Below are 24300 nucleotides of genomic sequence, written 5' to 3'. Positions count from 1 at the left end.
AAGTTGGATGATCCGTAAACCATCAGGTCACACGACAGCGTGGAGCTGCCGGAGATGCTCATCCAGGTCTCGGCCGTCGGCGTTGGCGTTGTGCACCGCCCACCGCACCACACCCGACTTGTCGATGATGTAGGAGGAGCGGAGCGGGGCGCCGGTGCGGTCGTTGAACACGTCGAAGGACTTCGCGACCTCGCCGTGCGGCCAGAAGTCGGAGAGCACCGGGAAGTTGAGCCGGTCGGTGTCGGCGAACTGCCGCATCGCGTACACCGGGTCGCACGAGATCGCCAGGACCTCGGTGTCGAAGGTGACGAACTCGTCGAGCCGGTCGCGCAGACCGCTCATCTCACCGGTGCAGACCCCGGAGAAGGCGAACGGGAAGAAGAAGATCGCCACTGCCTTCTTGCCCTGGAAGTCCGAGAGGGTGACGTCGGCCCCGAACTGATCGCGCAGGGTGAAGTCGGGCGCCGGCACGCCGGTCTGTAGTCCGTTCACTGCCCTGCCGCCCTCTCGCTGTTCGGTCCTGCTGCCTCGATGTCCCAGGTCACCAGCTCGCGCCGGAGGACCTTGCCGGTCGCGTTGCGCGGCAGAGCGTCGGTCACGACGATCTCTCGCGGAACCTTGAAGCGTGCAAGATTCTCCTTCACCCAGTCCTTCAGAGCCACATCGACGTCGCCGTCGAGGTCGGCCTCGGCGCCGGATACCAGGACCACGAACCCGCGCAGCCGCTTGCCGAAGTCGGCGTCGTCGACCCCGACACAGGCTGCGTCGGCGACCAGCGGATGCCGCATCAGGCAGTCCTCGACCTCCTGCGGGAAGACGTTCTCCCCGCCGGAGACGATCATGTCGTCGTCGCGGCCCTCGACGTAGAGCCGGCCATCCGGCCCGAACCGTCCCACGTCACCGGTCGCCATCAGCCCGTCGATGACCTCCTTGCCGCCGCCGCTGGTGTAGCCCTCGAAGAGGAGCCCGTTGCCGACGAAGATGCGGCCGGCCTCACCGTCGGGCACGGGTACGCCGTCGCCGTCGAGGATCTGCATCCGGGTGCCCCACGGGACCTTGCCGGCCGAGGTCGGTGCCTCGCGCAGGTCGACGGGGTCGGCGATGGAGGCATAGGAGACCTCGGTCGAGCCGTAGACGTTGTAGAGGTTGTCGCCGAACCTGTCCATCCACTCCAGGGCCAGGTCGCCGGGCAGCGCCGAGCCGGAGGAGGCGACGGCCTTCAGCCGGGAGGCGATCCCCTCCAGATCGTACGCAGCCAGCGTCTCCTCCGGCAGCGACAGGATCCGCTGCATCATGACCGGGATGACCACGAAGGAGTCCGCGCGCGTCTCGGAGAGGGTCGCCAGCGCGTCCTCCGGGTCGAACCGGCGGCGCAGGATCATGGTGGTGCCGAGCAGTTCGGCGAAGAGCAGGTGGGCGAGCCCCCAGGTGTGGAAGAGCGGCGCGGCGATGAAGCACCGCCACCCGTCCTTCATCGGCATCCGCGACATCAGCGCGACGGCCGCGTCGAACCCGGCCTCCGGGCGCGGCGCCGACTTGGGCGCCCCGGTCGTGCCGGAGGTCAGGATCACGATCCGCCCGTGCCGCTTCGGCGGCGGCACCGGCCGCGCATCGCCGTGAACCAGCGACTCCAGAGTGGTCGCCCCGGGGTCGGCGGAGTCGACCCATGCGATCAGCCGCTGTGCGGTGGTCGCCGAGGAAAGCAGCTCGGTGAACTCCTCGTCGTGGATGACCACGGCGGGCTTGTCACGCTCCAGCACCCCGACCAGCTGCGGACCGGCGAAGGCGGTGTTGAGGTAGAGCACGTCGGCGCCCAGCTTCGCCACCGCCAAGGTCGCATCGACGAACCCGCGATGGTTGCGACACATGATCGCGACCCCGTCGCCCTCGCCGACACCACGGGCAGCCAGCGCCCGGGCGATCGCGTTGGAACGCCGGTCGAGGTCGGCGTACGTCAGCGAGCCCAGCTCGTCGATGACCGCCGTGCGGCGTGGGTAGCGGCGGGCGAGGCCGATGAACCCACCGGCCGGCCCGGTGCCCCAGCGCGCCAGCGCCAGACCGGTCCGGGCGAGCCCGATCGGGTTGACCGGCCGGACGATGCCGGAGCCGGCCAGGATCCTCGCCGCGGATCCGGCGGTGCGTGCCTTGGCAGCCGTAGTCGAGAACACCGTCGGAAGTCTAGCCACGTGGGGATGCCGCCCCCGTAGAAAAGGAACCAGAATGCGGACACTGCGTCGCACTAATTCCGTGGATCGCTCCCCCATGCTCACTCACACGGGGCCTCCGAGGATGCCTGCGATCCCGAGAATCGCGGTCATCAGGCAGGAGTCTTCGGCGCCAGCAGACGCGTGGCGGCCCAGTCCTTGCTCACAGATGCGGTGGTGGTCTGGGACAGTCCGGCGATGGGCGCCGCCTCGGCGATGTCGGCCGCGTCGACCGCACCAGGGCGGCCCACCTTCGGCGTCAGCAGCCAGATGACGCCGCCACCGACGAGGTCGGTCAGCGCGTCGACGAGACCGTCGACGAGGTCGCCGTCGTCGTCGCGCCACCACAGCAGCACCGCGTCGACCACGTTGCCGTAGTCGCCGTCGACCAGATCTGCGTCGACGGAGTCTTCGATGGCGACCCGCAGCTCGTCATCAGTGTCGTTGTCCCAGCCCAGTTCCTGGATGACCATGCCGGACTTGAGGCCCAGCCGGTCCGCAGGCCCTGTGGCTGCGGTCGAGCTCACGTGTCGTTCCTCCAAAGCTTGATGTCCACGCCGCTTGCACGGACTTCGTTGGTGGTAGTCCAGCGGAGAACGCTGGTCCACGCAACCCCAACCGCCTGTCGTGCGCTAGATAACGGCGTGTCGCACCTGTTTTCAGGCCCTCGGATCGAGCAGATGGAGCAGTACGTTGCGATCCTGAGCCGTCCCGGCCCACGGGTGCTCGGCGAGAGGAACCTGCGGTCCCTGCCAGTCGTTGGCGGCCAGCTCGCGGGAGAGCGAGGCGAGATGGCCGACCTCATCGATCGAGCCGCTCCACCGGGCGGGACCGGCATGGTCGAGCATGGTGGTGGCGATGGTGAGTACGTCTCCGTCGGAGATGAGCTCGACGACACGGCCCTGCTGCGGCCAGTCGATCAGGGACGGCGCGGTGACCTCCCACCAGGAGCCACGAGGCTTCACCGCCGTACGGTGCGTGTGCCCGTTGAGCCAGAGGACCGCGCTCTCATGCCTCGAGACGGTCTGCTCGATCTCGTCGCCGAGCACCCGCCGGCCCCCTCCGGAGCCGCTCATGTCGTTGACCAGCGAGGCCACGTCGTGGTGGCTGGCGATCACCGCGAGCCGCTCGTCGTAGTCGGTGGAGGCGAGCACGGCATCGAGCCACTCGAGCTGCTCGGCGTCGATCGACCCCTCGAAGCCACCGGCCGGGTTGACCGTGTCGAGGACGACGAAGGTGACCTCGTCGTTGACGTCGTAGCGGTAGTAGGGCTCGCCCCCGGCCTTGAAACCGTGCCCGGCCGGCTTGGCCTCGTCGTGCACGTGGGAGTCGATGAACTCCTGCAGCGTGGTCTGGCGCCGGCGGCGGTCGGCGGTCACCTCGTACGGCTCCAGCTCGGCCAGCATCCCGAACGCCGCGGGATCGCCGGAGATCAGGCCGGTGATGAGTTTCGCCTTGGCCTCGTCGGTCCAGTGCTCGGGCATCGCGATCGCCTTCAGCTCACCGACCGCGACCTCGCCGATGGCGGTGCTGCCCGGCACGGTGCCCTGCAGCAGCGCATCGTGGTTGCCGTTGACGGCCAGCCACGGCACCTCCAGCCCGGGTGAGTCGATGGCGCGACGTACGGCCTTCAGCAGCCCGGGGACGAGCGGGAAGCCGAGGTCACCGCGGCGCATGTCGTACGTCTCGCCCTGCGGGTGCCAGAAGCGCTTGTCGGGCAGGGTGGCGACGCCCTCGTAGTGCAGCATGTCGCCGGAGTCGGGAGTCAGCCGGCCGCCGTCGAGCAGGGTCAGATACCAGTCGAGCTCGTTGTACTGCCCGTTGTCGGTGTTGTCGCCGGTCGCGATCGCCAGGTCGAGCGGACCACCACCGACGGGGCCCTCGGTGATCTCGTTCACCGCCTCGACCATCGCCGCGCCGACCTGGGCGGTCAGCAGCTCCTGCGCGCGGTAGGTCCCGACCTGCTCGATCAGGTCCCGGGTCGTGCTGTCGGGGTCCTTCAGCCGGTCCAGGACCTCGACCCGGGCCGGCGACTGGTGGTCGCAGACGTGCATGTCGGACAGGTGCGCGACGGTGAGGATCGGGTCACCCAGCTTCTCCGGCTTCCGGGCCAGCTCGGTGCGCGAGACGTGGCGTTCCTGCGGGCCTTCGGCCAGACGTACGTAGGGGCCCTTCCGGCCTCCCGCGACGATCCGTCCGCTCTCGCTCGTGACACCCATCTACGCCGCCTCTTCTCCTCGGGACCGGCCGCCGCGGTCGAGGGCGAACGATACTCCCCGACACCAGGTCCTCGCGGCCCCGACCTACAACACCTCCTCGACCCGGACCGGTCGCTGGAGCTTGTCGCTGGCGATCGACCCGGCGAGACTGATCAGTGCCACCAGCGCCAGGAGCCCGGCGGGCGCCCACGACCTGTCGCCGGCAGCAGCGAAGGCCCAGGTGGCGATGAAGGGCATGAAACCGGCCAGCACGTTGGAGAAGTTCGCCGACAGCGCGACACCGCTGTACTGGAGGTGTGCCGGGAAGAGGCTGGACAGGGCCGGTCCGATCGCGGAGTACGGGATCGAGATGCAGGCGATGCCGAGGGTCACGCCGAGAAGGACCAGGGCCGGGACCCTGGTGTCGACCAGCCAGAACACCGGGAAGGCCGCGACCACCGTGACCGCAGAACCCAGGATGTTGACCTTGGCCGCACCGATGCGGTCCGCCAGCCGGCCGAAGTAGACGAGGACGGCCATCTGCGCGAAGGCGCCCACGATCGTGCTGGCGAGCGCGAGCGACTTGGGCAGGCCCAGGCTCGAGGTGATGTAGCTGATCATGAAGGTGGTCATGATGAAGAACGCCGCGGTGCCGATGAAATACATCGCCGCACCCACGAAGAGGCGTCCGGAGGCCGTACGGAAGGTCTCGACGACCGGGAGCTTCTCCCGCTGCTCGGCGGCGACGAGCTGCTTGAACAGCGGGGTCTCCTCGACCTTCATCCGAAGGTAGAGGGCCAGGGCGAGGAGCGAGAACGCCACCAGGAACGGGACCCGCCATCCCCACGACAGGAAGGCGTCCTCAGGCAGCATCGAGGCCAAGATGAACGCCGCGGAGGACAGCACGGTTCCCGTGGGCGAGCCGAGCTGCACCATCGACGCGTAGCGGGCGCGCTTCTCCTCCGGCGCATACTCCAGCGCCATGAGCGTCGCGCCGCCCCATTCGCCACCAGCCGAGAGCCCCTGCAGCACCCGCATCAGGGTGAGCAGGACGGGTGCCGCGATACCGATGGCGGCGTACGTCGGCAGCAGGCCGATGGCCCCGGTGGCAACGCCCATGACGACGATCGTGCCGATCAGTGCTGCGCGCCGGCCGTAGCGGTCGCCGATGTGGGAGAAGAGCACGGCGCCCAGCGGGCGGACGACGAACCCGATGCCGAAGCTGAGCAGCGCCACCATGGCTGCGGTCGCGGCGTTCTCGGTCGGGAAGAACAGCCCGGCGAAGACGATCGCGGCGGCGGTTCCGTAGAGGAAGTAGTCGTACCACTCGAGGGCAGTGCCGACGTACGCCGCGGCGACGATCCTGCGTACATCGTTCTCCGTGGGCGGAGCCGGCGTCGTGCCGAAGGTGGAGGTGGTGGTCATGGGGGATCCTTGTCTGTCGTTCCGTCGTGGCGATGGACGCGTCACCGAAGGGGCAGCACCTTGGTGGGGTTGAGGATGTTGCGCGGATCGAGCGTGCTCTTGATCGACCGTTGCGTCGCGAGCGCGACGTCTCCGAGCTCGGTCGCCAGCCACGACCGCTTGAGGAGTCCGACCCCGTGCTCGCCCGTGATCGTGCCGCCGAGGTCGAGGCCGAGCTGCATGATGGCGCCGAATGCATCCCAGGCACGCTCGGCGGCAGCCTTGTCGGTGGGGTCGAAGACGACGCCGGGATGCATGTTGCCGTCGCCCGCGTGGCCGGCACAGGTCACCAGGACCTCGTACGTGGCACCGATCTCCTCCACGCCGCGCAGCAGGTCGGCCAGCCGGGCCCGCGGGACGCAGACGTCGTCGACGAGGCAGACGCCCAACGGCTCGTGGGCGGGGCCGACGAGCCGGCGGGCGGCGATGAGGAGCTCGCCTTCAGCGGGGTCGTCCGCGACGACCACCTCCTCGGCGCCGTGGCTGCGGCAGACCTCGGCGAAGACCTCCAGATCGGCCGCAGCCCGGTCGGGGTCGTCGGACTGCGCGATGAGCACTCCCCCGGTCTTCTCGGGGAAGCCCAGGTCCCGGTAGGCGGAGACGACCTTGATCGTCGGGCCGTCCATCAGCTCGAGCAGGGACGGCCGTACGCCGGTGGCCATGAAGTCGCTGACGGCGTCGCACGTCGCGGCGATGTCGGTGAAGATCGCGACCGCCGTCAGCGGCGGCACCGGTGCGGGTCTCAGCGCGACGACGACCTCGGTGATGACACCCAGCGTCCCCTCGGAGCCGACGAAGAGACTGGTGAGGTCGTATCCGGCGACGCCCTTGGCGGTGGTCCGCCCGGTGCGCATGACCGAGCCGTCGGCCAGCACCACCTCGAGGGCCCGGACCGAGTCACCGGTGACGCCGTACTTGACGCAGCACAGGCCGCCGGCATTCGTGGCGACGTTGCCCCCGATGGTCGAGCTCTCCCAGGACGCTGGGTCCGGGGCGTAGAACAGGCCATGCTCGCCGACCGCACGGGAGAGGTCCGCGTTGACGACCCCGGGCTGGACCACGGCGATCTGCTCACCGGTGTCGATGCGCAGGATGCGGTTCATCCGCTCCAGGTTGAGCAGGATGCAGCCGTCGACGGCGTTCGCGCCGCCCGCGAGACCCGTACGCGCGCCCTGGGGGACGACCGGGATCCCGGCCGCGTGAGCCAGTCGCAGGGTCGCCGAGACGTCCTCGGTCGAGCGAGCCCGGACCAACGCTGCCGGGACGCCTGCCTCACAGAACCGTGCCTGGTCGTGGGAGAAGGTCGCGAGCACGTCGGGGTCGGTGGTCACGACACCGTCGCCGAGCTCGGCGACCAGCTGCGAACCGATCTCGACGGCGGCGACGTGGGGTTCCTGTACGGCGCTTGGCATGTGACCAGCGTCTCGGTGGGCAACAGGTGTCAGCAATCACGAAATGCCGCATCTTCCCGACGCGGAACGGTGCAGTTGCACAACGCCGGGCCGGCCCGGCTCCATGCCCTCAGCTCCGCCGGAACCTCAGCGTCCGCACCTCGAACGCCCCCAGACGGAGCGCGACCGTCCCTCCCGCCGTCTCGACCGGGTCACCCGAGTCCTCCAGGAGCGAGACCGAGGCAACCCGACCGACGCTGCCCGCGACCCGCACCTCCCCCATCGTGCGCGCCCCGTGAGACTCGTAGACCCGCACCACGAGGTCGCCGGAACGGTCGGCGGCGAGCTTCACACTGGAGAGCACCAGACCCTCACCGGAGACGGTCACCAGCGGCTCGACCGCGTGAGCGCCCGTGACCTGGCGAGGAGGCGTGTTGAGGGCCGTGCCCGCTTCGGTCGCAGACGCGACGTCAGCACCGACCACCAGTCCGTAACGGTGGGTCTGCACCCCTTGGTCGGTCTCCGGGTCGGGGAAGCGCGGCGCTCTCAGCAGCGAGAGCCGCACCTCGGTGGTGACCGCCGTCGGCCGCGTCACGTCGAAGCCGTACGTCGAGTCGTTGACCAGCGCCACCCCGAACCCAGGCTCCTGGGCCAGGACCCAGCGGTGCATCGAGGTCTCGAACTTGGCCGCCTCCCAGGACGTGTTGGTATGGGTCGGGCGGCGCTGGTAGCCGAACTGGGTCTCGGCGAGCGTCTGCTCGGCCTTGACGTCGAGCGGGAAGGCGACCTTGAGGAACTTCTCGGTCTCGTGCCACTCGGTGCTCTGCGCGATGTCCAGCACCCGCGAGCCGGGGGCCAGCGAGAGGGTCTGGGTGGTGGACGACTCGGACGAGATCGGCCGTTCGACGACCAGGCCGTCGGCGGTGATCTCGATCGAGGTGACCTCGCGCAGATCGGTGACCCGGTTCCGGTAGAACCGGTCGACGTCCCAGGCGTCCCACATGTTCGGGAAGTCCTGATGGAGCTGCAGCAGGTTGGCCTCGGCGCCGGCCGGGATCGCGTCGCGCCCGGTCGCCAGGTCGATCGCCGAGGTGACCAGACCCGCCGCGGAGACGGTGATCTCGATGACGCCGTTCTCCAGGACGTACGTCCCGTTCTTCTCGACCACGGAGACCGCCGCCACAGGCTCGGCCGGCACGACAGACCCGGCGCGCCCGTCGGCGCGCAGCGCGACCGTCCCCTCGCCGGTGAGCGCCGCGAGCGCGCGCTCGATGAGTGCCTCGGCGGCCTCGGCGACCCGGGCGTACTGCGCGGCCGCTTCGCGGTGGACCCAGGCGATCGACGTACCCGGCAGGATGTCGTGGAACTGCTGGAGCAGGACCTGCTTCCACAGGGCGTCCAGCTCGTCGTAGGGGTAGTCGAGCAGACCGCGAACCGAGGCGGTGGCCGACCACAGCTCGGCCTCGACGAGCAGGTGCTCGCAGCGCCGGTTGCCCTGCTTGGTCAGGTGCTGGGAGGTGAGGGTGGCGCGGTGGAGCTCGAGGTAGAGCTCGCCGACCCATACGGGCGGCTCGGCCAGCTCCTCCCGCGCCTCGGCGAAGAAGTCGTCGGGATGGCGCCAGGCCACTTGGGCGGAGCCTTCCAGATCGCGCAGACGCCGAGCCTTGCCGGCCATCTCGCGGGTCGTGCCGCCACCGCCGTCGCCCCAGCCCACGGGCGCGATCGACCCGGTGGCGACTCGGTTCTCGCGGAACTGCCGGGCGGCCTTGGCCACCTCCGAGCCGGAGAGCCGGGAGTTGTAGGTGTCCATCGGCGGGAAGTGGCTCAGGATCCGGGACCCGTCGATGCCCTCCCACTCGAAGGTGTGATGGGGGAACCGGTTGACCTGGTTCCAGGAGATCTTCTGGGTGAAGAACCACTCGAACCCGGCCCGCTTCATCAGCTGCGGCAGCGCCGGGCTGTAGCCGAAGGAGTCCGGGAGCCACACCCCTCGACAGCGGATCCCGAACTCGCTCTCGAAGAACCGCTGGCCGTAGAGGAACTGCCGCACCAGCGACTCCCCCGACGGCATCGTGGTGTCGGACTCGACCCACATGCCGCCGAGCGGGATGAAGCGGCCCTCGGCGACCGCGGCCTTGACCTTGGCGTAGACCTCGGGACGGTGCTCCTCGAGCCACGCGTACTGCTGAGCGCTCGACATCCCGTAGCGGAAGTCGGGGTCCTCGGCGAGCAGCTCGGTCATCGACGAGGTCGTGCGGGCGACCTTGCGGATCGTCTCGCGGACCGGCCACAGCCAGGCGGAGTCGATGTGGGCGTGACCGATCGCGGCGATCTGATGGGCGGAGTCGTGGGCGGTGGCCTCGAGGACTCCGGTGAGAGCCGCGCGTGCCGCTGCCGCCGTCTCCGGGATCCGCTGCAGGTCGACCCGGTCGAGTGCGTCGTCGATCGCCTGCAGGATCCGAGACTTCCGCGGCCCCTCCGGCAGCTCGACCTGCAGCTCGTGGAGGGTCTCCAGATCGAGGCAGAGCTCGAAGACCTCGTGCTCGAAGACGGCCAGCTCGATCCTGCGGGTCCTGTAGAGCTTCGTCGGTGACGAGGTCTCGATGTCGCCCTCCCGCGTCGGCAGGAACGGGTGGTGCTCGAGCAGCAGCGGGTTCGCCGCCGCCTCCACGAAGAGCTCGACCTCCTCACCCCCGGTCGCCTCCTCGGCCACCAGCACCCATTGGTTGCGCGGGTTGAGGCTCTTGACCGGCTCTCCGGCGGGTGTGTAGACGAGCCCCTCGCACTGGAAACCGGGCCGGCTGACGTCGAAGCCGAGGTCGCAGACGAGCTCGACTCGACGCCCTGACCACTCCGTCGGCACGCTCCCGGTGATGTGGAACCAGGTCGTCCTCCAGGCCGGGCCCCAGTCGGTGCCGACGTCGACAGGGACGAAGTCCAGCGCGAGTCCTTCCGCCGGAGGGATCGGCTCCCCGGGGAGCTCGTGCCACTCGACGTCGACGGGCGCCGAGAGCGAATGCACGGCCGGCCACAAGCGCTCCGCGAGCACCCGGCTCACCCGGCCTTCGGTGAGATTTACGTCGTCGTGCATGCGCGGCCGTCCCGTCCCTCGAGGTCACCTCCGGAGAACCGTACGGGCATCGGGTGGGTACGACAACGGACGTCAGCGGGCGTACGCGACCTGGCGATCGACCGACTGCGTGCGCTTCCACGTACGGAAGCTGTCCTCGTTGTTCCCACGGCGCCAGTAGCCGGAGATCGACACGTCACCGCGCGGCACCCCACGCTCGCGCAGCAGGTAGGGACGGATCCGCTGCATCGTCATCTCGGCCTCGCCGTGCACGAACGCATGCACCCGGCCGACCAGCCAGGGCAGCTCGCGCACGACGGCGTCGAGGGGCGGGTCGACGGTGGCGTCCAGCCAGCGCACGACGACCCCGGCCGGAGCCTGGACCTGCTGGACATGCTCGGCGGAGGGGACCTCGATCACCGCGTAGCCCACCGCGTCGGGAGGCAGCACCGCCAGCGCCGCCCGGATCGCGGGCAGACCGGACTCGTCTCCGACGAGCAGGTGCCAGTCGGCAGTCGGGTCCGGAGCGTACGTCCCGCCCGGCCCCCGCACCGTGAGCACATCACCCGGGCCCGCCGTCGCCGCCCAGCGCCCGGCGACACCCTCGTCCCCGTGGTGCACGAAGTCGACCGCCAGGGTCCCGTCGGCGACCGACGGCTCCAGCGCGGTGTAGGTGCGGCAGGCCGTCGAGCCGTCACCGACCGGGATCTCCAGTCGCAGGAACCGGTCGGTGCACACGCTGCCGACGAATGCGGCCATGTCCTCGGCCCGGAAGTAGACCCGGGTCATCCCCGCACTGAGGCGTCGGGTCGCGGTGACCACGACCCGCGTGTCCGGCTTTGTCTCCGGCTTGACCGCGCGAAACATGAGGGGAGCCTAACCTAATTCTCGAGAAATGCCGCTGAAGGTGGACAAACGGTGGTCGAGCTTGTCGAGACCCCCCTAGAGTTGCGTCGTGCTCTACTCCACCGGGTTCGAGTTCGAGTACGCCCTGGTCGACCGTGACGGCACCTTCCACGACTTCACCGACCTCGACTTCGCAGCTCTCCAGAGCGCGCTCGCCGACGGCTCCGGCACCTCCGACGAGAACCTCGTACGCGGTGACCTCGGCATCAAGAGCGGCTACTGGTATCTCGAGGGCGACGAACGGTTCAGCACCGACGGCACCTTCACCACGATGCTGGTCAAGGGCGTCGAGATCCGCACCCCCGTCTGCACCGGCACCGCCGAGGCCGCCGACCGGCTGATCGACCTGCAGGGCGATCTCACCGCACGTCTCGACCCCCTCGGCCTGCGCCTGGGCATCGTCGGCTTCAACCCGGTCCGGGAGGCGTACGTCCTCGACCCACCGCTCAACGCGTGGGAGCAGCAGATGCGGGCCGAGCACCGGGAGTACGACCACGCGGAGGTCTCCAACCTGAGCTACGGCCCCGACATCAACCTCTCGTTCCCGGAGCTCTCCGCGAGCGAGGTCGTCGAGGTGACCCGGCGGCTGACCTACTACAGCCCGTTCATGGTGCCGTTCAGCTTCAGCTCGCCCTTCCACGCCGGAGGTCCGTGGCGAGGCCCCAGCAAGCGCACCTACGAGCGCACCTGGAGGCGGGTCGCGGCGCGCTGCTTCGTGGACGCTCCCCTGGGCGATCCGACGATGGTGCACAAGCCTCGGATCCCACGAGAGGAGGGACGCATCGAGTTCAAGGCCTTCGACGCCTTCCTCTCCCGCGACCTCCTGCTCGCCGGCGCGGCGCTCACGCTGGGGGTCTGTCTCACCGACGAGCTCCCCGGGATTGCCGACGCTCCCAGCCGTGACCTGCACCAACGTGCCGCCACTGCGGCGCTGGCGGACCCGGAGATCGCAAGCGGCGCGCGCGAGGTGCTCACCGCCGCCCGCCGGGCGCTCGCCGGGATGCCCGAGGCCGGGCACCTGGACTGTCTGGACCAGTTCCTGAGCGAGGGACGCACACCGGCCGATAACCTGCTGGACGCACATTCGCGCACCGGCCTGATGTACCTCCCGGAAGGACTTCGTTGACCGATCAGCCCGCCGACCTGCCCGACGACATGAAGGCTGACCAACTCGTGACTCAGCTCGCACAGGCCGATGTGGTGATCTGCGGAGCCGGCCCGATCGGCGCCGCGACGGCCTACTTCCTGGCCAGGCCGGACCTGCGGGTGGTGGTGCTCGACCTCGACCCCGAGGACGACCCGGCCAACCTCGCGACCTACCGCTACTCCGGCGGCAGCATCCGCTGGACCTGGCCGGATCCGGTCAAGCGCGAGATGACGACCGAGACGGAGAAGTTCATCCGCGGGGTCACATCCGACGCGGATCTGGCGATGCTCGAGAACCCCTACCACCTGCTCCACACCGGCGAGCTCATTCCCGCGATCAACGTCTCCGCGACGCGTCTGGTCGGGCTGCTGCGCGATCAGGCCCAGGAACTGGGGGTGCAGTTCATCGATGGCGCAGCCGTCACCGGCGTACGTCCTGACGGGCCCGGCCACGTCGTCGAGACCGCTCGCGGCACCATCCGCGCCGCACGGGTCCTCGGTGCGATGGGCGCGGCGAACGCATCGGTCTTCCCGCAGACCAGTGCGACGCCGGAGAAGCGCCAGCTCTTCGTCCTGGATCTCCCGGTGCCGCCCGAGCGCGAGCAGATGCCGCACACGATCGTGCCGGTCGGCGACGGCTTCGGCTACGTCTTCGTCAAGCTCGTCGACGGTCGCCTCAGGGTCCTGGTCGGCCAGGAGGACATCGTGGAGGACGACGACACCTCGGGACCGGTCGACCACTGGACGACGATCCTCGACCGTGGGCTCGCCGCGACGCTTCCCTGGCTCCGCGATGCCCGCGTCGACGACATCCTCTGGGGCGTCGACACCGCGCAGAAGACCCTCGTGGTCGACGAACCCACCCCTGGTCTCCTCATCGCCAACTGCGGCAGCGCCATCCGCTCCGCGGCCTGGTTGGGACGTACGCTCGCCGAGCGGCTGGCTCCCTAGGACCCGAGCTCGGCCCGGGTCGGCGGGTTGGCTCCGGCACGGGAGACGGTGACGGCAGCCGCCCTGACTCCATGAGCGAGCACCTCGCGCCGGTCGCGGTCGAAGTCCTCCCAGAGCGCGTCGACCAGGCCCGCGGAGAAGGTGTCCCCGGCGCCGATGGTGTCCACGACCGTCACCTTCTCGGCCGAGACGTCGATCCGCTCGGAGGTGGTGATCCAGCTGGCGCCGTCACCGCCGCGGGTCACCGCGACCGCTCCGGCTCCGAGCCCGAGCAGCCGAGCCGCCGCGTCGTCGAGCCCGAGACCGGGGTAGAGCGTCTCCAGGTCCTCGTCGCTCGCCTTGACCACGTCGGCGTACGCCGCGGCCCGCTCGATCCGCGAGACGATCTCCGGGCCCGTTCCGGTCAGCGTGGGCCGCATGTTGATGTCGTAGAGGACCCGGACGGATTCGGGGAGCCCGTCGAGCAGCGCGAAGACCGTCTCGGCTCCCGGCGAGAGCACCGGCGCGAGCGAGCCGATGTGGACGAACCGTGGCGTCCCGACCGTGACCTCGCCAAGCCTCCACTCCAGGTCGAAGACGTACGTCGCCGAGCCGTCGTCCGTGATCGTGGCCTGAGCGGTCGAGGTGCGGGCCAGCACGTGCGGGTCGCACGCCATCCGCACCCCGGATCCGGCCAGGTGGGCGGCCAGCGCCTGGCCGCGGGCGTCGTCGGCGAAGGAGGCCGCGTAGCGCACCGGACGGCCCAGCCGGCCCAGCGCGACGGCGACGTTGGCGCCGCTTCCGCCGGGATGTTCCTGGGTCACGCCGTCGGCCGTGGTGACCACGTCGACCAGGGCCTCGCCTACCACCAAAACGTCGGCAACGGCATTGTCACGATCCAGGCTGGTCACGGCGGCAGAGTAGCAACTCGGCGTACCCAGGAATTTTCGGGGTTGACCAGCAGAAATCGCCTACTGTCCAGTAACCCACCGCGGGTGAGCAACCGCTCTCGACCGCGTGCGACCATTGAGGATGTGACCGAAGAATCCACCGAGACGACTGGTGGTCCGCAGGGCCCGACCCCCGCCCAGCCGACCGTAATCCACGAGGGTCTACCGACCCAGCTTCCGGACATCGATCCCGAGGAGACCAGTGAGTGGCTGGGCTCGTTCGATGCGATGATCGAGTCGAACGGGCGCGAGCGGGCCCGCTACGTCATGCTGCGCCTGCTGGAGCGCGCCCGCGAGCAGTCCGTCGGTGTCCCGGCGCTGCGGAGCACCGACTACATCAACACCATCCCCTCCGACCGCGAGCCGTGGTTCCCGGGCGATGAGGACATCGAGCGACGCATCCGCGCCTTCATCCGCTGGAACGCCGCCGTCATGGTCTCCTCCGCCAACCGCAAGGGCCTCGAGGTGGGCGGCCACATCGCCACCTACCAGTCCTCCGCGAGCCTCTACGAGGTCGGCTTCAACCACTTCTTCCGCGGCAAGGACCACCCCGGCGGCGGCGACCAGGTCTTCATCCAGGGCCACGCCTCCCCCGGCATCTACGCGCGTGCCTTCCTCGAGGGCCGGCTCAACGAGGAGCAGCTGTTCCGCTTCCGCCAGGAGGTGCAGCACGGCGTCGGTCAGGGCATCTCGTCCTACCCGCACCCCCGTCTGATGCCCGACTTCTGGGAGTTCCCGACGGTCTCGATGGGTCTGACCGGGATCAACTCGATCTACCAGGCGCGGTTCAACCGCTACCTGCAGAACCGCGGCATCAAGGACACCTCCGACCAGCGCGTGTGGGCCTTCCTCGGCGACGGCGAGATGGGTGAGCCCGAGTCGCTCGGCGCGATCCGCGTCGCCGCCCGCGAGGAGCTCGACAACCTCGTCTGGGTGGTCAACTGCAACCTGCAGCAGCTCGACGGCCCGGTGACCGGCAACGGCAAGGTCATCCAGGAGCTGGAGTCCAACTTCCGCGGTGCCGGCTGGAACGTCATCAAGGTCATCTGGGGCCGCGAGTGGGACCAGCTGCTCGCCAAGGACGTCGACGGCGTCCTGGTCAACAAGATGAACTCCACCCCCGACGGCCAGTTCCAGACCTACTCGGTCGAGACCGGTGCCTACGTCCGGGAGAACTTCTTCGGCTCCGACCCGCGCCTGCGCAAGATGGTCGAGCAGATGAGCGACGAGCAGATCCGCAAGCTGCCCCGCGGCGGCCACGACTACCGCAAGGTCTACGCGGCCTTCGACGCGGCCACCAAGACCGTCGGGCAGCCGACCGTCATCCTGGCCCACACCATCAAGGGCTGGACGATCGACGCTCTGGAGGGCAAGAACGCCACCCACCAGATGAAGAAGCTGACCATGGCGGACCTGAAGAAGTTCCGCGACCGTCTGCTCCTGCCGATCTCCGACAAGGAGCTCGAGGCGACCTACGAGCAGACCGGCGCGGCACCGTTCTTCAACCCGGGTCCGGAGTCGGCCGAGATCGAATACATGATGGAGCGCCGCAAGCAGCTCGGCGGCCCGCTCCCCCAGCGTCGGGTCGAGTTCAAGCCCCTCACCCTCCCGGGCGACAAGGTCTACTCCGAGCTCAAGCAGGGTTCCGGCAAGAACAAGATCGCCTCCACGATGGCCACCGTCCGGCTCCTCAAGGACTGGATGCGTGACCCGGAGATCGGCAAGCGCATCGTCCCGATCGCGCCGGACGAATACCGCACCTTCGGCATGGACGCGATGTTCCCCAGCGCGAAGGTCTACAACCCGGGCGGCCAGCAGTACGAGTCGGTCGACCGGAAGTTGTTGCTCTCCTACAAGGAGTCCGCGCAGGGCCAGCTGCTCCACGAGGGCATCTCCGAGGCGGGGGCGCTGGCGTCGGCGACCGCTGCCGGCACGGCGTACGCAACCCACGGCGAGCCGATGATCCCGTTCTACATCTTCTACTCGATGTTCGGGTTCCAGCGCACCGGCGACTCCATCTGGGCGATGGCCGACATGATGGGCCGCGGCTTCCTGATCGGCGCCACCGCCGGTCGCACCACGCTGACCGGTGAGGGCCTCCAGCACGCCGACGGTCACTCCCCGCTGCTGGCGGCGACCAACCCGGCGGTCGTGCACTACGACCCCGCCTTCGCCTACGAGGTCTCGCACATCATGCAGAGCGGCCTCGAGCGGATGTACGGCACCTCGGAGAAGCACCCGAACGGCGAGGACGTCATCTTCTACCTGACCGTCTACAACGAGCCGGTCAGCCAGCCCAAGGAGCCCGAGGGCGTCGACGTCGAGGGCATCCTGAAGGGCATCCACCAGGTCTCGACCGCTTCGGGCGAGGGCCCCCGGGTCCGCCTGCTCGCCTCGGGCGTCGGCTACCCGTGGATCGAGGAGGCGGCCCGCCTCCTCGAGGAGGAGTGGGGCGTCAAGGCCGACACCTGGTCGGTCACCTCGTGGAACGAGCTCGCTCGCGACGCCATCGACGCCGAGCAGTGGAGCCTCAACCACCCGGGCGAGACCCCGCGCACGCCTTACGTCACCGAGAAGCTCTCGGCGTCCAACGGCCCCGTCATCGCGGTCTCCGACTACATGCGAGCCGTCCCGCTGCAGATCGCCCGCTGGGTGCCCGACGACTACCGCGTCCTGGGTGCCGACGGGTTCGGCTTCGCCGACACCCGCCCGGCCGCGCGTCGCTTCTTCCAGATCGACGCCCAGTCGGTCGTCGTCCAGGCCCTCCAGGCCCTGGCCGAGGCCGGCGAGATCGACGGTTCCCTGGTGAAGAAGGCCTTCGACGCCTACCGCATCGACGACCCGACCGCCGCGAGGGGCATCATGCAGGAGGGCGGGGACGCCTGAAATCGTGGCGCCGAGTCGGCGCATCTGACCCCGTGTCTGGCGAAGCGACGCGAGCCAGAGGGGTCGGATGCGCCGACTCGGCATGTCATCAGATGTACTAAGCGCAAGAATGGACAACGTGACCGCAGTGATCCCTCCCACCCGTCAGCGCACCGCGCAGGCGCTGCGGCGCGCTACCGGCCGGCTGGCAACGGCCGCGACGTCACGCATGGACGACGCGATGCCCTGGTTCAAGGACCTTTCCGCGAAGAACCGCTCGTTGGTCGGCCTGATCGTCCAGGCGGGCATCAAGGAGTTCGTCGGCTGGTACGCCGGCGGCGCCTCCGCCGACACCGCCAAACCCGACCTGGCCGCGTCGATGTTCGGGGTCGCGCCCCGTGCGCTGACCGGCATCATCACCCTCCAGCAGACCGTCGACCTGGTGCGGCTCTCGATCGAGGTCGTCGAGGCCAACATCGATCACCTCCTGGGCCCGGAGGACGCCGCAGACGTGCACGAGGCGATCGGCCGCTACGCCCGCGAGGTCGCCTTCGCCACCGCCGAGGTCTACGCCCGCGCAGCCGAGCAGCGGGGCGCCTGGGACGCTCGACTCGAGGCGCTCGTGGTCGACGCCGTCCTGCGCGCCGAGACCGACGAGGTCGTCCTCTCCCGTGCCAGCGCGCTCGGCTGGGACGCCGACCTGCAGCTGTGCGCGGTGCTGGGTCACGCCCCTGAGGGGATCGGCCTCGACGCCGCCATGGAGGAGGTACGCCGCCGCGCCCGCGTCCACGACCTCCACAGCCTGTGCGCGGTCCAGGGTGACCGGCTCGTCGCGCTGCTCGGTGGCGTCGACGATCCGCTGGAGGCCGCCGGCCGGATCGCCGACCTCTTCGCCGACGGCCCCGTCGTGGTGGGGCCGGTGGCGTCCGGGCTGGCGACCGCTGCCGACTCCGCCCGGGCCGCGCTCTCGGCCTATCGAGCGGCGCCGGGGTGGCCCGATGCGCCCCGCCCGGCGATGAGCCAGGCCTTCCTGCCCGAGCGTGCCCTGGCCGGCGACGCGTGGGCCCATCGCTACCTGATCGAGCATCTCTACCGGCCGCTGGTGGAGGCTCGCAGCACCCTGATCGAGACGCTGGCTGCCTACTTCGCCGCCGGCGGCGGCCTGGAGGCCACCGGCCGCACGCTGTTCGTGCACCCCAACACCGTGCGCTACCGGCTCAAGCAGGTCGCCGAGCTCACCGGGTTCCTCCCCACCGACTCCCGCGACGCCCTCGCCCTGCAGGTCGCGCTGATCCTCGGCCGGCAACAGGACCACTGAGAGTGAGCGCGCACACACGTTTCGCGAATCTTGTAGGACACCTACAAGATTGCGGGACAGATATTCGTCGTCGCTGAAGGTGCTCCGACACCCCTCCAGACGGGACTATCGTTCCGTGCTCGTCATTGTCGCCCCAGGACAAGGTGCTCAGACACCAGGATTCCTCACCCCGTGGTTGGAGGACCCCGCTTTCGCCGCTCGTATGGAGTGGCTCTCGACCGTCGCAGGCATCGACCTGATCGACTACGGCACCAATGCCGACGCAGAGACCATCCGCGCCACCGAGATCGCCCAGCCGCTGCTGGTCGCCACCGGCCTGGTCGCGGCTCTCCAGCTCTGCCCGCAGCCCTCGGACGCCTTCGCGAAGATCGGCGCCGTCGCCGGCCACAGCGTCGGGGAGATCACCGCTGCTGCAGGTGCTCGCGCGATCAGCGCCGAGCAGGCGATGGTGCTCGTCCGCGAGCGCGGCAAGGCGATGGCGGAGGCCGCCGCGAAGACGCCGACCGGCATGACCGCGGTCCTCGGTGGCGTACGCGACGAGGTGCTCGCCGCGATCCAGAAGCACGGCCTCACCCCCGCCAACGACAACGGTCCCGGCCAGATCGTCGCCGCGGGCACGCTCGAGCAGCTCGAGGCGTTCGCGGCCGAGCCGCCCGCCAAGGCCCGGCTCATGCCGCTCAGCGTCGCCGGTGCCTTCCACACCAGCCACATGGAGCCCGCCGTCGGCCACCTCGCCCGGCTGGCCCAGAGCGTCTCGACCCACGACCCGCGTACGCGCCTGATCAGCAACAAGGATGGCCAGATCGTGCAGGACGGCGCCGAGGCGCTGGACCGCATCGTCGGCCAGATCGCCAACCCGGTGCGCTGGGACCTCTGCCTCGACACCATGGCCGACATGGGCGTCACCGGCATCCTGGAGATGCCGCCCGCCGGCACCCTGACCGGCATCGCCAAGCGTGCCCTGAAGGGCGTCGAGACGTTCGCTCTCAAGACCCCCGACCAGCTCGATGACGCCCGCGCCTTCGTGGAGAAGCACGGGGAGACAGGAGCACAGCACTCGTGATCTCAGCCCCGACCGGTTCGCCGTACGCCCGCATCCTCGGCGTCGGCGGCTACCGCCCGAGCCGGGTGGTCCCCAACAGCGAGATCGTCGACCTGATCGACTCCTCCGACGAGTGGATCCGGACGCGTTCCGGCATCACCGAGCGTCGCTGGGCGACCGAGGAGGAGACGGTTCAGGCGATGTCGGTCGCCGCCTCACGCAAGGCGCTCGAGCATGCCGGGATCGGCATCGACCAGATCGACTGCGTGATCGTCGCGACCGTCAGCCACATGCGTCAGACCCCCGCGGTCGCCGCGCTGATCGCCGACGAGCTGGGCGCCGACCACCCGGCCGCGTTCGACGTCTCCGCGGCCTGTGCCGGCTTCTGCCACGGCATCGCGATGGCCAACGACTTCGTACGCGGCGGCAGCGCCCGCCACGTGCTCGTCATCGGCGTCGAGCGGCTCTCCGACATCACCGACCCGCACGACCGAGGCACCGCCTTCATCTTCGCCGACGGTGCCGGTGCGGCGGTCGTCGGTCCGAGCGACGAGCCCGGCATCGGCCCGGTCGTATGGGGCTCCTCCGGTGACAAGGCCGACCACATCCAGACCGCTGACTGGTTCGACGCGACCGCGGCCAAGGAGACTCCGTGGCTGCGGATGCTCGGCAACCCGGTCTTCCGCTGGGCCTCCTACGCGATGGCCGAGGTCGGCCGGGAGGCGCTCGAGAAGGCGGGGATCACCGCTGACGAGCTCGACTGCTTCGTACCGCACCAGGCCAACATGCGCATCGTCGACGCCCTGGCGCGTTCGATGAAGCTTCCTCCGACGGTCAAGATCGCACGCGACATCGCCACGGCAGGCAACACCTCAGCCGCCTCGGTCCCGCTCGCCCTCGAGCGGATGATCGACGAGGGCCAGGCGCAGTCGGGCGACACCGCGCTGCTGATCGCCTTCGGCGCAGGCCTGGTGTACGCCGCCCAGGTCGTCGTGATCCCCTAGTCCTGCATCACCACCACAGTTTCAGCACACAGAAATCCGAGAGGAACCACCACACATGCCCACCACCGAAGAGATCCGCTCCGACCTCGCCGAGATCGTCAACGAGGTCGCCGGCATCGACGTCGACGACGTTCAGCTGGACAAGTCCTTCGTCGATGACCTCGACGTCGACTCGCTGTCCATGGTCGAGGTCGTCGTTGCTGCCGAGGAGAAGTTCGGCGTTTCCATCCCCGACGAGGAGGTCAAGAACCTCAAGACCGTCGGCGACGCGGTGAGCTTCATCGAGAAGGCTTCCGCGAGCGCCTGACGCGCCCCGGCGGCTCGGCCAACCCTCCCAGGCCGGGCCGCCGGACCCTTCATCACCTGATCCCAACGCGCCAACCACCCCACCACGGAGACCACATGAGCAGCCGCACCCGAGTCGTTGTCACCGGATTGGGCACCACCAACCCGGTCGGCGGAGACGTAGCCACCACCTGGGATGCCTTGATCGCCGGCCGCTCCGGCATCCGCGAGCTCACCGAGGAGTGGGCCCAGGACCTTCCCGTACGCATCGCCGGCCGTGTCGCCGTCGAGCCGTCCGAGGTTCTGGAGAGGGTCAAGGCCCGGCGCTTGGACCGCTCCGCGCAGTTCGCTGTGGTCGCTGCGGCCGAGGCCTGGAAGGACGCCGGCTTCGAGGGCACGGCGACCGAGGCAGGCCTCGACGGGGAGCGCCTCGGCGTCGCCGTCGCTACCGGTATCGGTGGTGTGACCACCCTGCTCGACAACTACGACACGCTGCTCGCCAAGGGCCCGCGTCGGGTCAGCCCGCTGGCCGTCCCGATGCTGATGGCCAACGCCTCGGCAGCCAACATCTCGTTGGCCTACGGCGCTCGCGCCGCGGCTCAGACCCCGATCTCTGCCTGTGCTTCCGGCTCCGAGGCGATCGCCCTGGCCGCCGACCAGATCCGCCTCGGCCGCGCCGACGTCGTCATCGCCGGTGGCACCGAGGCCGCGATCCACCCGCTGCCGATGGCCGCCTTCGCCAACATGATGGCCCTGTCCAAGACCGCCTCCGGACCCGACGGTGGCGACCCGACCGCGGTCAGCCGCCCCTGGGACACCGGTCGCGACGGCTTCGTCCTCGGTGAAGGTGCGGGCATCGTCGTCCTCGAGACGCTCGAGCACGCCCAGGCCCGCGGCGCCCGGATCTACGCCGAGGTGCTCGGCGCCGGCGTGACCGCCGACGCCCACGACATCGCCCAGCCCGACCCGGAGGGTCGCGGCGGCAGCCGCGCCATCAAGCGGGCGCTCGAGGACGGCGACATCGACCCGAGCACGATCGTCCACGTCAACGCCCACGCGACCTCCACCCCGCAGGGCGACATCGCCGAGGGCCTCATGCTCCACGCCACGCTCGGCAAGCACGTCGAGAACGTCGTGGTCACCTCGACCAAGTCCATGACCGGGCACCTGCTCGGTGGTGCCGGCGCCCTCGAGACCGTCGCGACCGTGCTGGCCATCCACCACCGCCAGTCGCCGCCGACGATCAACCTCGACAACCTCGACCCCGCGGTCGAGCTCGACATCGCCACCAAGGCCCGCGACCTTCCGGTCGGCGACATCGCCGCTCTCAACAACTCCTTCGGTTTCGGTGGAGCAAACGTCGCGGTCGTCTACGGAAGCATCTGATGACCCAGCGCCGAGTCGGCGCATCTTGACCTAAACAACGCCGAGTCGGCGCGTCATGACGCGCCGACTCGGCGTTGTTGTCGACCGTGCTCTGCGGCCGACGGGTCGCTCAGACGACCTGGTGCAGCCAGCGCACGGGGGCACCCTCGCCCGCGTGGCGGAACGTCTCCAGCTCGTCGTCCCACGGCTTGCCGAGGAGCTTGTCGACCTCGAGCTCGAGCGTGGTGTCTCCGAGGGCAGCCTTCACGACCGCGGCCTTGAGACGGTCTTCGGGGATCACGATGTCGCCGTGCAACCCGGTCATGGCGTGGAAGACACCGAGGTCCGGGGTGAAGGAGTAACGCGCCCCCTCAGAGGTCGGTGTGCCGTCCTCGGTGACCTCGAAGCGCAGATGCGTCCAGCCCTTCAGCGCCGAAGCGATCGCCGCCGCAGAACCGATCGCACCGGACCAGAAGAGCTCGGCGCGGTAGGTGCCCGCCTGAGCCGGCTGCGGCGTCCAGTCGAAGTTCACCGGCACGCCGAGAACCCCCGCGACGGCCCATTCGATGTGAGGGCAGAGCGCGGAGGGAGCCGAATGCACGAACACAACGCCTCGGGCGATGCCACGCGAGGCGCTCGGGTCCTTGATCTGAGTGGTCACCGAATATCTCCTTCGTTGCGGCGCGAGCTACGCCTTCCCCAGCGGGCTCGATCATGCGTGAAGGAAACACTTCGGTGGATCACATGGATGTAGTTGTACGATCCATTCTTACCTACCCGGCCCAGGATCTCCAGTACCGGGCAAAAACGGCCAGTGGCGCCCGACACATGTGCCGGGCGCCACCGCCTGCGTGCTTCGAGGGGTTCAGTCCCTCTCGACCGTCTTCTCGAGCGCCTCCGCCCGCGCCGCGGCGTCGGTGATCTCGTCGGCGTCGATCGCGTAGGTGCGGTGGAACCAGGTCAGGGCGTCCTTGTCGCGCCCGGCGTCCTGGAGCGTGTCAGCGTAGGCGTAGCGCAACCGCACCACCCAGGCCTCGCGGCTCTTGTTGTTGAGCGGCGACTGCTCGAGGATCCGCAGGGCTGCGTCGTACTGCCCCATGTCCCGGCGGGCACCGGCCTCGACGATCGTCATCTCTGCCTTCGCCGGCGCCTCGAAGTTCGCCACGGACGGGCTGTGGGCGAGCTTGATCGCCTGCTCCGGCTGACCGAGCGCGCGGTGGCAGTCGGCCATGATCGGGAGGTATGCCGTCGCGCCGTTCATCCGCTTCGCGGCCCGCAGCTCGGCGAGCGCCTCGGAGTAGTGGCCAGCCGCGTAGGCGGCCTCTCCCAGCGCCTCGCGAATCACTGCGATCCGCTGCGTACGCGACTTCGCCGCCTTCGCGTGCTGATAGGCCAGCTCCGGGTCGGAGTCGATGAACATGTCCGCTGCGACCAGGTGACGGGCGATGCGCGCCGCGAGCTTCTCGGGCAGACCGCGCAGCTGAGCCGCGATCGCTCGGTCCAGCTCCTTGCCGGTCACCTCCTCCGGCAGCACCGGGCCGTCATAGGCACGCTGGTCGGCGGTACGCTCCTCGCGCGGCTCGTCGAAACGACGCTGCGGCTTGCCACCGGGCTTGCCGCCGCGGTCCTTGGAGTAGCCGCCCTTGCGGTCACCGCTGCCACCGCGCTTCGTAGCGTCAGAGCGGCCACCGGCACGGGGGCCACCGCGCCCGGTCGACGGCTTGCCGTCGCGGCGCTCGTCGCCGCCCCGGCCACCATCACGGCGCTGGTCTCCGCCGCGAGCGCCGTCGCGACGCTGCTCGCCTCCGCGGCCGCCACCATCGCGACGGTCGCTGCTGCGGCCTGCGCCGGTCCCCGGCCGGCCGCCGCCCGATCGGCCTCCGCGGCCGCCGGCGGACGAACCTGATGAGCTCTTCGGACGCCCCGGGCGTCCGGCGGGCTTACCGCCTCTGTTGCTACGGCGCTCGTCAGCCATAGCTGCCATCCTCACTGCTGCCTCTGGCAGCCGACTTCGAACGATCCCCAGATCATTCGCTGGTAAAAGCAGTAGAGGCCGCCCAAATGGGCGGCCTCTACCTGAAATTTTGTCCGGCGGCGTCCTACTCTCCCACAGCCTCTCGGTTGCAGTACCATCGGCGCTGAAGGGCTTGACTTCCGGGTTC

At 69.6% G+C, this 24300-nt stretch carries 19 protein-coding genes and 1 rRNA gene; 8 read left to right on the top strand and 12 right to left on the bottom strand.

Annotated elements, in window-relative coordinates; translation table 11 throughout:
• Positions 1–27: 27 nt before the first annotated feature.
• From WBG06_RS24800 to WBG06_RS24765, 8 genes are all read right to left on the bottom strand, one after another.
• Positions 28–492 carry a peroxiredoxin gene (locus tag WBG06_RS24800; protein WP_336740224.1) on the bottom strand — a complete coding sequence of 155 codons (465 nt, stop codon included), beginning with the start codon at positions 490–492 and terminating at the stop codon, positions 28–30.
• Positions 489–2168 carry an AMP-binding protein gene (locus WBG06_RS24795; RefSeq protein ID WP_336740222.1) on the bottom strand — a complete coding sequence of 560 codons (1680 nt, stop codon included), beginning with the start codon at positions 2166–2168 and terminating at the stop codon, positions 489–491. Before WBG06_RS24795 ends, WBG06_RS24800 begins: the two co-directional genes overlap by 4 nt.
• A 149-nt stretch (positions 2169–2317) precedes the next feature.
• Positions 2318–2731 carry a DUF3052 domain-containing protein gene (locus tag WBG06_RS24790; protein ID WP_183546232.1) on the bottom strand — a complete coding sequence of 138 codons (414 nt, stop codon included), beginning with the start codon at positions 2729–2731 and terminating at the stop codon, positions 2318–2320.
• A gap of 132 nt (positions 2732–2863) precedes the next feature.
• Complete coding sequence (locus WBG06_RS24785; protein WP_336740219.1) at positions 2864–4423, bottom strand: TIGR03767 family metallophosphoesterase; 1560 nt, start codon at positions 4421–4423, stop codon at positions 2864–2866.
• 84 nt (positions 4424–4507) lie between these two features.
• Entirely contained in the window at positions 4508–5827 is a 1320-nt protein-coding gene (locus tag WBG06_RS24780) for an MFS transporter (protein WP_336740217.1), read from the bottom strand.
• Positions 5828–5868: 41 nt separating this feature from the next.
• Positions 5869–7278, bottom strand: a complete 1410-nt coding sequence (locus WBG06_RS24775) for an FAD-binding oxidoreductase (protein WP_336740215.1) — start codon at positions 7276–7278, stop codon at positions 5869–5871.
• A gap of 109 nt (positions 7279–7387) precedes the next feature.
• Positions 7388–10348 carry an alpha-mannosidase gene (locus WBG06_RS24770; RefSeq protein ID WP_336740213.1) on the bottom strand — a complete coding sequence of 987 codons (2961 nt, stop codon included), beginning with the start codon at positions 10346–10348 and terminating at the stop codon, positions 7388–7390.
• Between the two features lie 72 nt (positions 10349–10420).
• Complete coding sequence (locus WBG06_RS24765) at positions 10421–11194, bottom strand: siderophore-interacting protein (RefSeq protein WP_336740211.1); 774 nt, start codon at positions 11192–11194, stop codon at positions 10421–10423.
• Positions 11195–11282: 88 nt separating this feature from the next.
• On the opposite strand from WBG06_RS24765, the gene WBG06_RS24760 reads away from it, so the two are divergent.
• Both WBG06_RS24760 and WBG06_RS24755 read left to right on the top strand, forming a co-directional pair.
• Positions 11283–12359 carry a glutamate-cysteine ligase family protein gene (locus WBG06_RS24760; protein ID WP_336740209.1) on the top strand — a complete coding sequence of 359 codons (1077 nt, stop codon included), beginning with the start codon at positions 11283–11285 and terminating at the stop codon, positions 12357–12359.
• On the top strand, positions 12356–13330 hold the full coding sequence (locus WBG06_RS24755; RefSeq protein WP_336740207.1) for an NAD(P)/FAD-dependent oxidoreductase: 975 nt from the start codon (positions 12356–12358) through the stop codon (positions 13328–13330). Before WBG06_RS24760 ends, WBG06_RS24755 begins: the two co-directional genes overlap by 4 nt.
• Here WBG06_RS24755 and WBG06_RS24750 read toward each other — a convergent pair.
• A complete protein-coding gene (locus tag WBG06_RS24750) occupies positions 13327–14220 on the bottom strand; it encodes a carbohydrate kinase family protein (RefSeq protein WP_336740205.1) in 894 nt (297 codons plus the stop codon). The genes WBG06_RS24755 and WBG06_RS24750 overlap by 4 nt on opposite strands.
• A gap of 189 nt (positions 14221–14409) precedes the next feature.
• Here WBG06_RS24750 and aceE point away from each other — a divergent pair, with 189 nt between their 5' ends.
• The 6 genes from aceE (at position 14410) to WBG06_RS24720 (ending at position 22159) form a co-directional block, all read left to right on the top strand.
• Positions 14410–17145: a pyruvate dehydrogenase (acetyl-transferring), homodimeric type gene (gene aceE / locus WBG06_RS24745; protein WP_442945504.1), complete on the top strand. Its 2736-nt coding sequence runs from the start codon at positions 14410–14412 to the stop codon at positions 17143–17145.
• A 109-nt stretch (positions 17146–17254) separates the two neighbouring features.
• Positions 17255–18442 carry a PucR family transcriptional regulator gene (locus tag WBG06_RS24740; protein ID WP_336740201.1) on the top strand — a complete coding sequence of 396 codons (1188 nt, stop codon included), beginning with the start codon at positions 17255–17257 and terminating at the stop codon, positions 18440–18442.
• 79 nt (positions 18443–18521) lie between these two features.
• Entirely contained in the window at positions 18522–19505 is a 984-nt protein-coding gene (locus tag WBG06_RS24735; protein WP_336740199.1) for an ACP S-malonyltransferase, read from the top strand.
• Positions 19502–20488 carry a beta-ketoacyl-ACP synthase III gene (locus WBG06_RS24730; RefSeq protein WP_336740197.1) on the top strand — a complete coding sequence of 329 codons (987 nt, stop codon included), beginning with the start codon at positions 19502–19504 and terminating at the stop codon, positions 20486–20488. Before WBG06_RS24735 ends, WBG06_RS24730 begins: the two co-directional genes overlap by 4 nt.
• 55 nt (positions 20489–20543) lie before the next feature.
• Positions 20544–20795: an acyl carrier protein gene (locus tag WBG06_RS24725; protein WP_336740195.1), complete on the top strand. Its 252-nt coding sequence runs from the start codon at positions 20544–20546 to the stop codon at positions 20793–20795.
• Between the two features lie 95 nt (positions 20796–20890).
• A complete protein-coding gene (locus WBG06_RS24720) occupies positions 20891–22159 on the top strand; it encodes a beta-ketoacyl-[acyl-carrier-protein] synthase family protein (protein WP_336740194.1) in 1269 nt (422 codons plus the stop codon).
• Between the two features lie 109 nt (positions 22160–22268).
• Here the strand turns inward: WBG06_RS24720 and WBG06_RS24715 are convergent, their stop codons facing one another.
• The 3 genes from WBG06_RS24715 to rrf all read right to left on the bottom strand — a co-directional run.
• Positions 22269–22799, bottom strand: coding sequence for a DUF3145 domain-containing protein (locus WBG06_RS24715; RefSeq protein ID WP_442945503.1), 531 nt, complete (start codon positions 22797–22799; stop codon positions 22269–22271).
• Between the two features lie 204 nt (positions 22800–23003).
• Positions 23004–24113: a tetratricopeptide repeat protein gene (locus tag WBG06_RS24710; RefSeq protein WP_336740192.1), complete on the bottom strand. Its 1110-nt coding sequence runs from the start codon at positions 24111–24113 to the stop codon at positions 23004–23006.
• 111 nt (positions 24114–24224) lie between these two features.
• Positions 24225–24300: ribosomal RNA gene (gene rrf, locus WBG06_RS26535) — 5S ribosomal RNA — on the bottom strand; the annotation flags it as partial.

The organism is Nocardioides sp. CCNWLW239 (assembly GCF_037137035.1).
Lineage (GTDB): Bacteria > Actinomycetota > Actinomycetes > Propionibacteriales > Nocardioidaceae > Nocardioides.
Note: the sequence above shows the minus strand (reverse complement) of the source record. Positions and strands in the feature narration are given on the sequence as shown.